This is a genomic window from Pseudoduganella albidiflava, from assembly GCF_004322755.1.
GTDB classification, from domain to species: domain Bacteria; phylum Pseudomonadota; class Gammaproteobacteria; order Burkholderiales; family Burkholderiaceae_D; genus Rugamonas; species Rugamonas albidiflava.
In genome coordinates this window covers 1530918-1547071 of sequence record NZ_CP036401.1, presented here as the reverse complement: position 1 = coordinate 1547071, position 16154 = coordinate 1530918, and the positions used below count along the sequence as shown (strand labels likewise).

The following is a 16154-nucleotide window of genomic DNA, read 5'->3' as shown; positions in this document are numbered from 1 at the left end:
TCGTCTCGACAAAAAGGCCGCCCCCGGCCGATATTCCAAGGAGACGAAATGCGATTCAGAAGAACCATGATCAGCCTTGCCGTGGCCAGCGCCTGCAGCCTGGCCGCGGCAGTGACACCGCTGTCCGCGCATGCCCAGGCCGGCGCGAATGCCGAAACCGATCCCGCGGCCGCCGCCAACGCTACCCCGCCGGCCGAAGCGCCGACGCTGGGCCCGACCAATGCGGGCGACCAGATCCCCGAAGTGAAAGTCACGGCGACGCGCTACTCGACCTCGCTGCTGCGCACGCCGCTGGCCGTGTCGGCCTTCAGCCAGGAGCAGCTGACGCGCAAGGGCGCCACCAGCCTGCGCGACCTGGCCAATGAAATCCCCAACGTGGTGATCGAGAGCGGCAGCCTGGATTCGGCCGTGCAGGTGACGATCCGCGGCATCACGTCGTCCAACTTCACCGAGACCGGCGACCCGGCCGTCGGCTTCCACGTCGACGGCATGTATTCGCCGCGGCCGCAGGGTGCGCAGGCGCTGATGTTCGACATCGACCAGGTGGAGGTGCTGCGCGGGCCGCAGGGCACGCTGTTCGGCCGCAATTCGACCGGCGGCAGCATCAACGTCATCTCGGCCAAGCCGGACTTCTCGGGCACCTATGGCAAGGCCAATATCGACATCGGCAACTACCGCAAGAAGCAGGTCTCGGTGGTGCAGAACGTCGCCGTCAACGACAAGCTGGCGCTGCGCGGCACCTTCATGGTGGTGCGGCGCGACGGCTATGCGAACCAGATGCGCGACCTGTCCGAAGCCAATGCGCCGGAGTATGGCTGGGTCCCGAACGGCAAGCCGGATGTCGACCAGCGCTTCAACGCGGTGATCGGCAAGGACAAGTTCTACACCAACCAGGACCAGTGGGCGGCGCGCCTCTCGGCGCTGTACAAGGTGAACCAGGACCTCACGCTGAGGGCGGCCTACGAGCACTTCCAGGACAACGGCGCGGGCGGTGCCGACTTCCGCGATTGCGCCGCCACCGTGGGCACCCGCTACGCCTGCGCGCCGGGCACCGGCAAATGGGACCTGCTGATCAACGTGCCCGGCTCGGTCGACATGCAGATCCGCACGCTGCGCACCGGCCTGTCGTGGACGATCAATCCCGACACCACCTTCGACTACACGTTCCAGGTGGCCGACCAGAAGCGCTCGGAAATCACCGACGACGACCGCGGCATGCAGCACGCCGCGCCGTTCCAGGTGAACGGCATGTATCCGAACACGCCGACCGGCAACTGGGGCACCTGGCCGATGAAGGATGTATTCCACCGCACACTCGACTCGCGCTACCTCTCCACCGTGCATGAAGCACAGCTGAAGCAGACGTTCGGTCCCTTGCAGTACGTGGCCGGCCTGTTCTGGATGCACGAGCGGAACAGCATCGACTATGAAATGACGGAGACCATCCAGAAGCCGTTCGGCGATGTCGGCTCGGTGCTGTACCACCAGCCGAACCGCCAGGTCGACGCCAAGGCCGCGTTCGCGCAGGCCGACTGGAAGTTCGCGCCCGGCTGGACCGGCACGCTGGGCGCCCGCTACAGCCGCGACAGCAAGGAAGACCAGGGCGGCGAGGTGTATGGCGCCAACTGGATCGGCAGCCCCAATTACTACAATGGCCTGTACAGCCAGGGCACGCCGGGCACGCCGGGCTTCCATGTGCACGACGGCACCGACCTCACGCCGGCCATGGGTGGCAGCGTGGGCGCGTATCACCTGTATGGTTCGCCGACCTCGAACGACCACAAGGAAACCTGGAAGAAGGTCACCTGGCGCGTCGGCCTGCAGAAGCAGTTCACGCCGAACCAGATGGGCTACGCGTCCGTCTCGACCGGCTACAAGGCCGGCGGCTTCGCCGACAAGACCGACAGCTGCAACTACCAGATGTGCGCGGACGGCAAGCCGGGCGTGGTGACCTTCCTGCCGTACGGCCCGGAAACCGTGACCAACTTCGAGCTGGGCTACAAGGGCAAGTTCCTGGACAACCGGCTGTCGCTGTCGGCCACCGCCTTCTTCATGAAGTACAAGGACATGCAGCTGACCGGCACCTACTTCATCAACCAGATCATCCCGGCCGCCGGCCTGCCCTGCCCGTCCGACCAGCCGAAGTGCGACGTGTATGAAGGCTGGCGCACGATCAACGTCGGCAAGGTGGACATCCCCGGCCTGGAGATCGAGTGGGACTACCGGCCATGGCGCGGCGCGCGCTTCGGCGGCGGCTTCGCGTTCATCAACACCGACGTGCACGACTTCAAGGAGTTCTCCGACGACTACCAGTGCGATGTGCGCGTCGAACTGGGCATCGAGCCCTGCCCGACCGCTTACGCCGGCCCGGACAAGGCACTGATCGGCCGGCGGCTGTACAACGTCGACGGCAACCACCTGCCGAACACGCCGAAGTACCAGGTCAACCTGAACTTCTCGCAGGAGTTCGCGCTTGAAAACGGCTACCGCATCACGCCGTACGTCAAGGTGAACTGGCGCGACAAGGCCTACTTCGACATGCGCAACTCCGAGTTCGCCCACATCGGCCGCTACCAGAAGGCTTACGCGATGGGCGACATGTCCGCCCGCCTGGACGCCCCGAACGACAAGTGGTACGCCGAACTGTACGTGCGCAACGTTTCGAACAGCCACGCCGCCAAGAACCGTGACTCCGTCAACGGCGGATTCATGAAAGCCAACTTCGTCGAACCCCGCATGTTCGGCGTGCGGCTGGGCGCCGAGTATTGACCCCTGCTCCGAGGTGACTTCACAGCCGCGCTCCGCGCGGCTTTTTTGTTGCCAAAAAGCGGGGTCTGACCCCAAGACCGGGAAACATTTCCTAAAACCGGGGTCAGACCCCGGTTTTAGGAAACTTTTCGATGCCGCATTTACGTTGAGCTGAGTCAGTCGAGTCCATAGCTCCTCATGCCACAGTTGGCCCCCCGACCAAGGAGCTACTCATGGCCCGCCGCGCTCGATTGCTGTTACCTGGCTGTCCCCTTCACATCATCCAGCGTGGGCACCTTCGACAGCCATGCTTCTTTGGATGGTCGGATTACACGGTCTATCTCGAGTGGCTACGTGATTACTCGCGCTTTAACGGCGTGGCGATTCACGCATACGTGTTGATGACGAACCACGTGCATATTCTCGCCACAGCGGACGAGATCGAGCAAATTTCGGCCCTGATGAAGGGGGTATCGCAAAGATACACGCAATATCTCAACCGCCGATTCGAACGAAAAGGTACATGGTGGGAAGGCAGATTTCGATCCAGCCCTGTTCCCGTCGAAGAGTACTTTTTTACTTGCCAGCGTTATGTCGAATTGAACCCTGTCCGGGCTTGTATAGTCGACTCGGCAGGACGTTACCAATGGTCGAGCTACGCCGGTAACTCAGGAATGCGAAACGACGTTCTGCTAACGCCGCATCCGCTTTACATGGCACTTGGCACCCAGGCCGATCGGCGTCATGCCGCATACCGCGATCTCTTCTCCAATTCGATTTTGCCGTATCAGTTGGATGCCATAAGGAAAGCAATCGCTGGCAATCACCCAGTTGGCAGACCTCCAGCCCCCCGCGTAAGTCGGAGAGTGCTGGTACAGGAAACGTAGAAATTGCCAAAACGGGATACGCAACCGGCACTGAATAACATTGCCTGAAAACGGGGTCTGACCCCAGTTTTTGGAAATATTTCCTGGAATCGGGGTCTGACCCCGGTGTTTGGAAATAAAACGGGGACTGCCGGAGCGCCGTACCGCACCGGTGTTGTTTTGCTACCAGCTCATCAGTTGTCGCAGGGCTGGAACGAAATCGTTGGCCATTTGCTGGTGCTGGTCGCGGGTGGGGTGGGCGTCCTCGGTGTCGCCGGGGTAGTGGCGGGAGGGGATGTGGTGCACGCGGGGGCTGGCCGTGCGGCTGATGGTTTCGGTGATATAGGCCGTGAGTGCGGCTTTCTTGTCGCCGTCGAGGATGGCGCCTTCGGTCAGCACGATGTGCGCCTGCGGGTGGTCGCGCAGCAGCGTGAGGACGAACGCGGCATAGGTGTCGACGTACTGAGCGCGATCGGGGATGCCCTGGTTGAAGTCGTTGGTGCCGATCGCGCTGACGATCAGGTCGGGCGCGTAGCGCCGCTGGTCCCACGGCTCGGGTGCGTCGGGCGCGGCGATGGCCAGCCCGTAGAAGCGGTCCAGGTTGAATTCATCGGTGCGGCCGTTCCAGCTGCGCACCAGGCCCCGGCCGCCATGGCAGACCAGTTGCACCTGCGCGCCGAGCGCGTTGGCGGCCAGCATGCCGTACGACAGCCGCGGGTTCCACCATACGGGCTGCTTCGCTCCCGGCGGCATACGCTCGAGCGCTTCCCCGCACGTGACGGAGTCGCCCAGGAACAGCACCCGGCGCGCCGGCAGCGAAGGCGGCGCGAGCACTTGCCCGTCCGTCGCGAAGCCGTGCAGCGTGACGACGCCATGCCACGTTTCGGAACGATGCAGCACCTGCACCGTGTGCGGGCCGGGCGCCAGGCCTCCCGCCAGACGATAGGCCGAGCGGCGCGGCGACAGGTGGATGGAGCGCGCGTAGACGCCGTCGACGATCACGTCCAGGTAGCTCTTGTCTCCCGTGGTGGAAGCCTCGAGCACCAGTTCGCGCCCTGCGAAGTGGATGAACGACGACACGCCCGGATAGGCGAACCGCACCGCCCCACCGGGCGCATCGGCCATCCGCCCCATCCGCGCGACGCTGTCGCCACCGGCCAGCACCACCTCGGCGCCATGTGCCACGCCGGCGCCGCAAAGCAGCGCCGCGAGGCAGGCAAGCTTGCCCGGCCAGCGCATCACTGTGCAGGCTTGTTCTGCATCGGCTGCTCGGGCGTCGGCTGCCCGGGCATCGGCTGCTCGCGCATCAACAACTCAATGTCCGGTCCCATCGCCTCGGCCCACGTCGCATAGGCCTTCGGCGTCAGGTGCAGGAAGTCCGGCATCGTCTCCGCCGCGATATCGCCGTTCGCCTCCAGGAAGCGCGGACCGTAATCGCGGAAGAACACGTGCCGGCCATCGTCCAGGGCGGCGATCGCGCCGTTCACGGCCCTGGCCTTGGCGCGCCGTTCGTCCTGCGCCAGTTGCCCGTTCGGCAGGATGCCGTTGAGGAGGATCCTGGCGTCCGGATACAGCGTGCGCAGCTCTGCGACGACCGCCTTCACGCCGCCGCTCACCTGCTCCGGCTCCTCGTTGCACAGGCCGAAGTTGTTCACGCCGATCAGCAGCACCACGACCTTCGGCCGCAGCTTGTCCATGCCGTCGTTCTTCAGGCGCCACAGCACGTTGCCGGTGTGGTCGCCGCCGATGCCGAAGTTCGCCGCGCGGTACTTGCCGAAACGGCTGTCCCACGCGGTCTTGTCCCACATCTCGGTGATCGAATCGCCGAGGAACAGCACGTCGACATCGCCCTGCGCGGCGCGCGCCTTCAGGCCATCGTTCATTGCATGCCAGCGCGCGATCGACATCCATGGATATTCCACTGTGCGCGGCTCGACGTTCAGCGCGCACGAACGCTTCTCGTCCGCGGCCGAGGCGGCCCCCGAGAACCCCAGCGCGGCCAGCGCCGCCAGCAACATCACCTTCTTCTTCAACTTCATCTCCTGTGTGGTCGTGAACCGGTGGCGGAATGATAACCCGCCACCGGTCCCCAGGGGCCGCCCGAACCGCTCAGGGCACCTTCAAGCGCCGCACTATCGATCGGCCCGGCCGTTGGCCTGCTTACTTGCGCTCCAGCGCATGCAGCCGGTCGGCATAGCCGCGGATCAGCGCGATGGTCGACTTGTCGGTGTCGAACACGGAATACAGGCCCTGCTCTTCCTGTGGCGGGTCGCCCATCAGGTCATTGCCCTCTTTCCACCAGTAGTCGGCGTTGGCGGCGCGGCCGGCGCCACCCCAGGCCCAGAAGTTGAAGCCGGCGATCGGGTCGCCCTGCTCGGCACGGCCGACCACCACGTCGAACACCACCTTGTAGAAACGGTCGCGCACCGTGGTCGGCGCCTTGATGTCGAACGAGGCACCGTCGCGGTCCATGCCGAATTCCTCCAGCACGATCGGCTTGCCCATCTTTTTCGCGTAGTCGATATGCACGTTCAGGTAATGGCTGCTTTTCTCCAGCGCGCCGTTCCAGGTGGCGTCGACCCGCTTCGAATCGATCCAGCCCCAGTTCTTCGGCCACAGGTGATAGGTCAGGTAGTCGACATCCTTCGATGCGTGGGCTTTCTCGAACAGTTCGGCATCGTGCGCCGAGCCGGCCAGCCCTTCGCTGCCGGTGCTGACCAGGTGGTTCCTGTCGAGGCCACGGATGTAGGCCGCCGTGTCGGCGATCCATTTCACGTAGACCGCCTTTTCCTCCGGCGTGGACGAAGCGTTGCCCGGGCGCGGCTCGTTGGCCAGCTGCCACGACATGATCACAGGATCGCCCGCATACGGCTTGCCGGTCACCGTGTTCTTCCGGTTGATGAAGGTGCGGATCACGTTGCGGTACTCGGCCTGCGCCTTCTCGTTCGTGTAGAAGCGCGCCGTCTCGCGCATGTAGGTCTCGTAGTCCTTCGTCACGTTCGGGTCGAGCGCCGGCGTGCCGGCAAACCAGTTCAGGTACTGGGTCATGCCGCCCGACCATTGCCAGAAATTGTTCAGGTAGATCACCGCCGTCATGTCGCGCTTGGCCATCTCGGCCAGCAGGTAGTCCATGCCGGCCAGCAGGCGCTCGTCGTACTTGCCCGGCGCGCTGGTGGTGGCGGGACGCACGGCGCTCTTCATGTCGGTCTTCTCGGAAACGGCCAGCACGCGCAGGTTGTTGATGCCCATCGCCTTCATGGTATCGAGTTCCTTGAGCAGCCGCGGGCGGTCGTTCGCGCCCAGGTATGCGCCGTACCAGAAATTGGCGCCGGCAATGTAGTACGGGTGGCCGTTGCGGGTGAACTGCGTCTTCTTCACGGCCACGAATTCCGGAGCCGCCGCCGAAGCCGCCGGCGCGGTCGCCACAGCCCCCATCATCAGCAGCGAGGCTGCCAGTGCGATCATCTTTTTCATCGTCATCCTTTCTTCTTCATCGTTATCGGTCGGCCCGCCACGTCCAGCACCTGGGCAGGCAGTTGAATCGTCACAGTCTGTGCTGCGTCGTCGCGCGCGTGGCGCGCCAGTTTCACCTGGTAGCGGCCGCCGGCCACGTGCCAGGTATTGGCGCTGCCCTTCACCATGCCGAACAGGCGCGGGTCGATGGCCAGCGTCACGTTCGTGCTGGCGCCGGGCGCCAGGTCCACCTTCTCCCAGCCGGCCAGGCGCTGGGTACTTTCCCATCTATACGAATCCCATTTCGCGGACAGGGGCGACACGTACACCTGCGGCACGTCCTTGCCCTGCACGCCGCCGGTGTTCGTGACGGTGAAGCGCACCTGCACCTTGCCGTCCACCAGCTGCGCCTTCAGGTCCCGGTAGCCGAACTGCGTGTACGACAGGCCGTGGCCGAACGGGAACAGCGGCGTGTGGCCCTTCAGGTCGAACCACTTGTAGCCGATGGCGGCGCCCTCGTGGTAATCGACGGTGAAGCGCTGCTCGGGCTTGGCCGGGTCGCCGTCCAGCTTCGGTCGCGGCAACTGCTGCTCGGAGGCGGGAAACGTGGCCGGCAGGCGGCCCGACGGGTTCACCTCGCCGAACAGCACGCGGGCGATGGCTTCGCCGCCATTGGTGCCCGGGTACCATGCCTCGACGATTCCGGCCACCCGGTCCACCCACGGCATCAGCACGGGGCCGCTGTTCTCCAGCACCACGGCCGTCTTCGGGTTGGCTGCCGCCACGGCGGCGATCAGCGCGTCCTGGTTGTCGGGCAGCGACAGCGACGTGGCATCCAGCGCTTCGCCGACCCACTGGGTGGCGAAGACGAGCACCACGTCGGCGCCGGCCGCGGCGGCAGCCGCCTTGGCCGGATCGCTGCCGCTGTCGAACACCACCTGCGCACCGGGCACGCGGACCTGGATCGCCTTCAGCGGCGACGACGGGTAGTACATGATCGGGCCGGGCCAGGTGGCCGGCAGCAGGCCGGGCACGGCATTGCCGCCGCGCGGATACACCAGCGACGAGCCGCCGCCGGCCAGCACGCCCTTGTCCGCATGCCCGCCGATGACGACGATCTTCTTCGCCTGCTTCGACAGCGGCAGCAGATTGCCGGCGTTCTTCAGCAGCACGATGCCTTCCTCGGCGTCGGCCTGGCTGACGAGGCCATGGGCCTGGTAGTCGATCGCGCCATCCTGCTTCACGGGATGGTCGACCACGCCCTTCGCGAACATCGTGCGCAGCACGCGCAAGGCCATGTCGTCGAGCCGCTTTTGCGGCACGAAGCCGCTTTCCACCGCCTCTTCCAGCGCGCCGCCGAAATAATGCGAGCGGTCGAATTCAAAGCCGGACTGCTGGTCCAGGCCCGCGTTGGCCGCCTCCACCGTGCTGTGCGTGGCGCCCCAGTCGGACATCACGAAGCCCTTGTAACCCCAGTCGCCCTTCAGCACGCCGTTCAGCAGCCACGGATGCTCGCAGCCATACGGGCCGTTGAGCCGGTTGTAGGCGCACATGAACGACCCGGCATCCGTGAGTTCCAGCGCCACCTGGAATGCGAACAGGTCGGACATGCGCAGCGCGGCCGGATCGATCCGGGCATCGAGCTCGAAGCGGCCGGTTTCCTGGGCGTTCAGCGCGTAGTGCTTGATGGTGGAAATCAGGTGGTTCGATTCGATGCCGCGCACCTGCTCGCCCACCATCACCCCGGCCAGCAGCGGATCTTCCCCGCCGTATTCGAAGTTGCGGCCATTGCGCGGTTCGCGCAGCAGGTTCACGCCGCCGGCGAGCATCACGTTGAAGCCGGAGGCACGCGCCTCGGCGCCGATCATCCGTCCGCCTTCGTAGGCCAGCTTGCGGTTCCACGTGGCCGCGGTGGCGATGCCCGATGGCAGCGCGGTGCGCTCGCGCGGCGTGGGGGTGTTCTGCGTGGCCACGCCGATGCCGGCATCGGTCAGGAACAGCGCCGGCAAGCCCAGGCGCGGAATCGGCGGCACGTAGCCGGCCGAGAACGGGATCGCTTCCGGCACCTTCTTGGTCTTGTTGCCGGCGTGGTCCGCGCCGAAGTGGCTTGACACCCAGTTCAGCTTTTCCTTCTGCGTCATTTCCTTCAGGACCAGCGCGGCGCGCCGGTCGGGGTCCAGGCTGCTGTCCAGCCACGGCCTGGCGGGATCGGCGGCCGCGGCCAGGCATGGCAATGCGGCCAGCGCCATCAGGAGTGCTGCGTTGTGCTTCATGGTTTTCCTTGTTCAAAACGCGATCGGCGATCGGCAATCGGCGATCGGCGACCGGTTACTGTTGCACGTACATGCGGGCATAGCGGATGCCGAAGTACAGGATGAAGACATAGCAGGCGGCCGGCACGAAGAACGACCATTGCAGGCCGATCGCATCGGCCAGCGCGCCCTGCACGAACGGCACGATGGCGCCGCCGACGATGGCCATGCACAGGATGCCCGAGCCCTGCCCCGTCTGCGCGCCCAGCCGGTGCAGCGCCATGCTGAAGATGGTCGGGAACATGATCGAATTGAACAGGCCCACGGCGATCACCGCCCACATCGCCACCGCGCCGGTACTGAAGATGGCCAGCAGCAGCAGCCCGATGCTGGCCGCCGCATTGAAGGCCAGCGCCTTGCCGGGGCTCACGCGCCGCATCACGAAGAAGCCGGCGAAGCGGCCGATCATCGCCGCGGTCCAGTAATAGCTGACATACTTCGCCGCCGCGCCGTGATCCAGGCCGGCGATCTGCGGCTCGCCGATGAAGTTGATCAGGAAGCTGCCGATGGCGACTTCGCCGCCCACGTACAGGAAGATGCCGATCGCGCCCAGCACGAGGTGGCGGTGCGCCAGTACGGATGCGTCCACGGCCTGCGGCGTATCGTCGGCATGGCGGATCACCGGCAGCCGGACCAGTGCGAACAGCACGGCCAGCACCAGCAGCGCGGCGGCCAGCGCCAGGTATGGCCCCTGCACCGCCGCCGCCTCCTGCAGGCGGTAGCGGGCCAGCGCCTCGCCGGTCAGTTGCGCCACGTCGGCCGCGGCCGGGAAGCCTTCCAGGATCAGCAGGCCGCCCAGCGTGGGGGCGATGGCCGTGCCCAGCGAGTTGAACGCCTGCGTCAGGGTCAGCCGGCTCGACGCCGTCGCCGGCGGGCCGAGCACCGTGACGAACGGATTGGCCGCCACCTGCAGCACCGTGATGCCGGCGGCCAGCACGAAGAAAGCGAACAGGAACAGCGCATAGCCGCTCGTTGCCGCCGGATAGAACAGTGCGCAGCCGAGTGCCGCGACCGTGAGGCCGGCCACCGCGCCACCCTTGTAGCCGATGCGGCGGATCAGCGCGCCGGCCGGCAGCGAGACGATGAAATAGGCGCCGAAGAAGCAGAACTGCACGAGCATCGCCTGCACGTAGTTCAGTGTATAGACCGATTTCAGGTGGGGAATCAGCACGTCGTTCAGCGATGTGAGCAGGCCCCACATGAAGAACAGCACCGTGATCACGACGAGGGGGAAGGTTTGCTGCGGCTGCGCGGGCGCGCTGCCCTGCGGCGCCAGCGCCGCGGGTGACATCTGAGCCATCGATCGTCTCCTGGTATCCGGCCACGCCGGGTGTTGTTATGGCAATGATTCTCCATAAGCGTTCAGCACGGGTCAAACATGATCGACGAAACGGGGCCAGTTTAGCGGCGTTCACTAAACAGCCAGCGCCACCGGTTCCCCATGGCGCGCTGCAACATGGGCGGCGCGCGCCCACCTTGTTTAGTAAATGCGACTAAACTGCCGCGCCCCGCCCATCGGCTGTTTGACCATGCGCGCGCCGCTGTGCAAGACTGTGCCCATAAAGAGCGGCCAGTGATTCCGTCACCCAGGCGCCGCTCGACCATAACGGAGGCAATCCATGAGCAGAATTCCAGCGGGCGGCCGTCCATGAGGGCCGCCGGCGCAACCCAGGGCGGCGTCACGATCCGCGACATCGCACGTGCCGCCGGCGTATCGGCGGGAACCATCTCGCGGGCATTGAAGAACGAACCGGGGCTGACCGAAGTCACGCGCCAGATGGTGCTGGAAACGGCCCGCGACCTGGGCTACGACTTCTGCAAGCTGCGGCCGAAGCGGCTGCGGCGCCTCACCTTCCTGCTGCATCGCCAGCACAACACGGCTTCCAGCAGCCCGTTCTACTCGCCGGTGCTGCACGGCGCCGAGGAAGCCTGCCGCAAGCAGGGCATCGTGCTGTCGTTCATGGCGGTCGGCCCGGCGGACGGGCTGGTGGACCAGCTGCGCATGCATGCGCCGGATGCCATCGTCTGTGCCGGATTTTTCGAACCCGAGCTGCTGACGGCGCTGCGCGCCACCGGCAAGCCGATCGTGCTGATCGACATGAAGCTGCGCGGCTACAGTTCCGTGAACCCGGACAACATGATGGGCGGCTACCTGGCCACCCGGCATTTGATCGAGCGTGGCCGCGAGCGCGTGGGCTTCATCTGCGGTTCGCTGTCGCACTACAGCATCCGCGAGCGGGCGCGCGGCTACCGGCAGGCCCTGTTCGATGCCGGCATCCTGGCCGATCCGCGCCTGGAAGCGCCGCTGCCCGATGGCGTGGAACTGGAGCAGGGCGCGTGGGAAGCAATGGAAGCGCTGCTCGCGCTGCCGAAACCGCCGGACGCGGTGTTCTGCTACAACGACAGCGCCGCGCTGGTGGCGATGCGCTGCTGCCTGGCCAAGGGCTTGAAGGTGCCGCATGACGTGGCGATCGTGGGCTTCGACGATATCTCGACGGCCGTGCTAGGCCACCGCCCGCTGACGACGCTGCGCATCAACAAGAAGGAACTGGGTGCGCTGGGCGTGGAGCTGTTGCTGAACGGCCGCGCCGACGATGTGGTGGAACGGGTCGCGCCGGTCGAGCTGGTGGTACGCGCCAGCACGGTTTGCTAGGAGGACAAACTCTGCCAGGAAGACAAACCCTGCCCGGAGGACACACGGACCGCCACGCTTCCAAACCTATCCCGTATTAGCCCGGGCATCGCCTGGTGCGTCTGCCGCGGCCCTGGCCGCGCCGGGCACCGCTTTGCCCGCGAAACGGAATGACAGCACAGCGATGTGCACTGTCTTTCGATGCGTATTGCCGATCGTTTTTTACTGCCGATCGATTTGTATTGCCAGACGATTTTCACTACCCGCTCCAAGCCCGGCACTCATCCTTCAAATGAGCATCGGCACAGCGCAAGAACCTTTTAGAAACGGACGATCGATGTTACCAGATTTCCACTCCCGCGAAACGCTGCTGCGGCATATCCGCGACACCCGCAATTTCTACGATCCCCGCTCGGTCGACCCCAGCGGCGGCTTCTTCCATTTCTACAAGGACGACGGCACGGTCTACGATGCGCACACGCGCCACCTGGTCAGCAGCACGCGCTTCGTGTTCAACTACGCGATGGCCTACCGCCACTTCCACGACGCGGCGGACCTGCAGCGCGCGCGCCATGGCCTGGCCTTCCTGCGCGACGTGCACCGCGACCCCGCCACCGGCGGCTACGCGTGGGAGCTGGACTGGCGCGACGGCGCGAAGACCGTCCGCGACGCCACCAACCATTGCTACGGCCTGGCGTTCGTGGTGCTGGCCTATGCGCATGCGCTGCTGGCCGGCGTGGAGGAAGCGCGCGGCTGGCTGGCGGAAACGTACGACCTGATGGAAGCGCGTTTCTGGGAAGCGGAACACGGCCTGTATGCCGATGAAGCGTCGGCCGCCTGGGAAGTGGCGCCGTACCGCGGCCAGAACGCCAACATGCACTCCTGCGAAGCGATGCTGGCCGCGTACGACGCCACCGGCGAAGTGCGCTACCTGCACCGCGCCGAAACGCTGGCGCGCAACATCACCGTCCGGCAGGCGCAGCGCGCGGACGACCTGGTGTGGGAACACTACCGGCAGGACTGGTCGGTGGACGCCGACTACAACCGCCACGACAGCACCAACATCTTCCGCCCGTGGGGCTACCAGCCCGGCCACCTGACGGAATGGGCCAAGCTGCTGCTGATCCTCGAGCGCCACGCCGGCCAGCTGGCCGGGCCGGCCGACTGGCTGCTGCCGCGTGCCATCCACTTCTTCGACACCGCGCTGGCGAAGGCGTGGGACGATCGGCATGGCGGCATCCACTACGGCTTCGCGCCGGACGGTTCGATCTGCGATGGCCATAAATACTTCTGGGTGCAGGCGGAAAGCTTCGCCGCCGCCGCGCTGCTGGGCGCGCGCACCGGGGAACGGCGCTACTGGGACTGGTACGACCGCATCTGGCAATACAGCTGGGAGCATTTCGTCGACCACGCGCACGGCGCCTGGTACCGCATCCTGGGGCCGGACAATGCCAAGCTGACCGATGAGAAGAGCCCGGCGGGCAAGACCGATTACCACACGATGGGCGCCTGCTACGAAGTGCTGGCGGTGCTACCATGACGGAGCCGGTCTTCATCTCCGCCGGCGAAGCGTTGACCGACCTGATCGTGGCCGATCCTGCGCGCACGCAATGGACCGCGCGCACCGGCGGCTCGACCTGGAACGTGGCGCGGGCCATGGCCAAGCTGGGCGTGCCCAGCGCGTTCGCCGGCGCGATCAGCCGCGACGTGTTCGGCGACGCCTTGTGGGAAGCCTCGATGGCTTCCGGACTGGACGCCCGCTTCCTGCAGCGCCTCGACAAATCGCCGTTGCTGGCCATCGTGCACCAGCTCTCGCCGCCCAGTTATTTCTTCGTGGGCGACGACAGCGCGGACTTGCACTTCGACCCGCGCGCACTGCCGGAAAACTGGCGCACGCACTGCCGCTGGATGCATTTCGGCGGCATCAGCCTGGCGCGGCGGCCGCTGGCGGACGCCCTGGTGGCACTGGCGCGCGAGGCGAAGCGCGCCGGCATCCGCATCAGCTACGACCCGAACTGGCGCCTGCTGATGGACGAACGCTACGACGCCACGCTGCGCGCGATGACGGAACTGGCCGACGTGGTGAAGGTCTCGGACGAAGACCTGGCAGGCCTGTTCCGTACCGATGACATCGAAGCGGCGTTCGCCACGCTGCGCAGTTTCAATCCGGCGGCGCAATACCTGTACACGCGGGGCGAACATGGCGCTTCGCTGCACGTGGGCGACGCGGCATGGCATGCGCCGGCGGTGGCCGTGCCGGTGGCGGACACCGTGGGGGCTGGTGACGCCAGCATCGCCGGTTTCGCCTTCAGCCAACTGGCCGCGCCGGCACGGGCCCCGGGCGAGCACCTGCGTTTCGCCGTCGCGGCCGGCGCCGCGGCCTGCATCGGCGCCGGCGCCACCCCGCCAGCGCTGTCGGACGTGGAAAAACTGGTGCTGGAGGCCAACCTCAGTTGAGATTATGATGGCGGATTGCCAACCCGACCGGAGTAATCGATGAAGTTTGTCCTCCCCTTCGCCCTGCTGGGCGTTGGACTCGCCGCCGCCGCCCATGCCGCGCCGGCCGCGAACCAGGTAGCCGAGGCCGCGCGCCTGTACCAGAACAATTGCGCGTCGTGCCACGGCGTGAAGCTGGAAGGCGCGACGGCGCCCAGCCTGGCCGACAACCAGTGGATCCATGGCACGCCCACCCGCGCCAACCTGTCGAAGATCATCGCCAGGGGCTTGCCGGACAAGGGCATGCCGGGCTGGGAAGGCACGCTGGACAAGGCGCAGATCGCCGCGCTGGCCGATTACGTAGCGCCGGGCGGTCGCAAGAACGCCGCTGCGGCCAAGGCCACGGCACCTTCCGCGCCGACCAAGGCCGACGACGGCCTGGCGCGGCTGATACTGCCAAAAGGCTTCTCGATTTCCGTGTATGCCGAGAACGTGGACACGGCCCGCTCGATGGCCGTGTCGCCCGGCGGCATCGTCTACGTGGGTTCGCGCAAGGCCGGCAAGGTGTACGCGGTGGTCGACGAGAACGGCGACAAGAAGGCCGACAAGGTCGTCACCATCGCCCAGGGCCTGGACAACCCGATCGGCGTGACGCTGCTGGACGGCGCGCTGTACGTGGCCGAGATCGGGCGCGTGATCCGCTTCGACGCGATCGACAAGACCTACGCGAACAAGCCGGCCTACAAGGTGGTCAAGGACGACCTGCCAAACGACAAGTGGCACGGCGAGAAGATCATCAAGGCCGGCCCGGACGGCAAGCTGTACATCCCGGTCGGCTCGCCCTGCAATACCTGCGACAGGGACGACGAGGTGTACTCGAAGATCTGGCGCATGAACCCGGACGGTTCGGGCTGGGAAATGGTGGCCAACGGCATCCGCAACACGGTCGGCTTCGCGTGGCATCCGGTCACGAAGGACCTGTGGTTTACCGATAACGGCCCCGATGAAATGGGCGACAACAACCCTTCCTGCGAATTGAACGTGGCGCCGAAGACGGGCCTGCACTTCGGCTTCCCGTACTGCCATGGCGGCGTGGTGCCGGACCCGAAATTCGGCGCCGGCCGCAGTTGCGCGCAATTCACGGCGCCGGTGGCCAAGCTGGGCCCGCACGTGGCCCCGCTCGGCCTGGCGTTCTACACGGGCACGCAATTCCCGTCCCAGTACCGCAACCAGGTGTTCGTGGCCGAACACGGCTCGTGGAACCGTACGCAGAAGATCGGCTACAAGGTCAGCCTGGTCACCTTGCAGGGTAACCAGGAAGTGACGACGACCACCTTCATCGACGGCTTCCTGCAGGGCGACGACGTGAGCGGGCGGCCGGTGGATATCGCCGTTGCCGCCGATGGCGCGATGCTGATCTCCGACGACCATGCCGGGAAGATCTATCGCGTGACCTATACGGGCAAGTAACCGTCGTACTGCATCGATCAGCAACTCACAGGCGTAAACGCAACAGTGGTGCGACGTCGTACCACTTCATATGTTGCGTTGCGTCAATACGCATGCTAAGGTTGGGGTCTTCGCTCCTGGAAAGAGACGGCCCCAACCTTCCGCCCGCCTCCCAGCCCGCAACACGGAATTCCGGCAGCATCGCGCCACGTCCCTGCGCATTCGTCCGCCAAGCTACTTGGCGATCCGACATCGCCA

11 protein-coding genes are annotated in these 16154 nt (G+C 65.8%); 6 read left to right on the top strand and 5 right to left on the bottom strand.

The window, feature by feature from the left end; genetic code table 11:
* The first annotated feature begins 48 nt into the window (after positions 1 to 48).
* Both EYF70_RS06610 and EYF70_RS06605 read left to right on the top strand, forming a co-directional pair.
* A complete protein-coding gene (locus EYF70_RS06610; RefSeq protein WP_131144699.1) occupies positions 49 to 2769 on the top strand; it encodes a TonB-dependent receptor in 2721 nt (906 codons plus the stop codon).
* Positions 2770 to 2981: 212 nt separating this feature from the next.
* Positions 2982 to 3635 carry a transposase gene (locus tag EYF70_RS06605; protein ID WP_131144698.1) on the top strand — a complete coding sequence of 218 codons (654 nt, stop codon included), beginning with the start codon at positions 2982 to 2984 and terminating at the stop codon, positions 3633 to 3635.
* Positions 3636 to 3797: 162 nt separating this feature from the next.
* Here the strand turns inward: EYF70_RS06605 and axe2C are convergent, their stop codons facing one another.
* The 5 genes from axe2C to EYF70_RS06580 form a co-directional block, all read right to left on the bottom strand.
* The gene (gene axe2C, locus EYF70_RS06600) at positions 3798 to 4853 is read right to left on the bottom strand and encodes a bifunctional acetylxylan esterase/glucomannan deacetylase AxeC2 (protein ID WP_229420885.1); all 1056 of its coding nucleotides are present in this window, start codon (positions 4851 to 4853) and stop codon (positions 3798 to 3800) included.
* Positions 4853 to 5647 carry a GDSL-type esterase/lipase family protein gene (locus EYF70_RS06595; RefSeq protein ID WP_371861707.1) on the bottom strand — a complete coding sequence of 265 codons (795 nt, stop codon included), beginning with the start codon at positions 5645 to 5647 and terminating at the stop codon, positions 4853 to 4855. The genes axe2C and EYF70_RS06595 overlap by 1 nt, the downstream gene beginning before the upstream one ends.
* A gap of 127 nt (positions 5648 to 5774) precedes the next feature.
* Positions 5775 to 7088, bottom strand: a complete 1314-nt coding sequence (locus tag EYF70_RS06590; protein WP_131144695.1) for a glycoside hydrolase 5 family protein — start codon at positions 7086 to 7088, stop codon at positions 5775 to 5777.
* A gap of 2 nt (positions 7089 to 7090) precedes the next feature.
* On the bottom strand, positions 7091 to 9340 hold the full coding sequence (locus EYF70_RS06585) for a beta-glucosidase family protein (protein ID WP_131144694.1): 2250 nt from the start codon (positions 9338 to 9340) through the stop codon (positions 7091 to 7093).
* Positions 9341 to 9395: 55 nt separating this feature from the next.
* The gene (locus EYF70_RS06580) at positions 9396 to 10670 is read right to left on the bottom strand and encodes a sugar MFS transporter (protein WP_174800446.1); all 1275 of its coding nucleotides are present in this window, start codon (positions 10668 to 10670) and stop codon (positions 9396 to 9398) included.
* Between the two features lie 357 nt (positions 10671 to 11027).
* Here EYF70_RS06580 and EYF70_RS06575 point away from each other — a divergent pair, with 357 nt between their 5' ends.
* The 4 genes from EYF70_RS06575 (at position 11028) to EYF70_RS06560 (ending at position 15917) form a co-directional block, all read left to right on the top strand.
* The gene (locus tag EYF70_RS06575; protein ID WP_131144692.1) at positions 11028 to 12032 is read left to right on the top strand and encodes a LacI family DNA-binding transcriptional regulator; all 1005 of its coding nucleotides are present in this window, start codon (positions 11028 to 11030) and stop codon (positions 12030 to 12032) included.
* 271 nt (positions 12033 to 12303) lie between these two features.
* A complete protein-coding gene (locus EYF70_RS06570; RefSeq protein WP_371861706.1) occupies positions 12304 to 13551 on the top strand; it encodes an AGE family epimerase/isomerase in 1248 nt (415 codons plus the stop codon).
* Positions 13548 to 14468, top strand: coding sequence for a carbohydrate kinase family protein (locus EYF70_RS06565; RefSeq protein WP_131144690.1), 921 nt, complete (start codon positions 13548 to 13550; stop codon positions 14466 to 14468). Before EYF70_RS06570 ends, EYF70_RS06565 begins: the two co-directional genes overlap by 4 nt.
* Before the next feature lie 39 nt (positions 14469 to 14507).
* On the top strand, positions 14508 to 15917 hold the full coding sequence (locus tag EYF70_RS06560; RefSeq protein ID WP_131144689.1) for a PQQ-dependent sugar dehydrogenase: 1410 nt from the start codon (positions 14508 to 14510) through the stop codon (positions 15915 to 15917).
* Positions 15918 to 16154 lie beyond the last annotated feature (237 nt).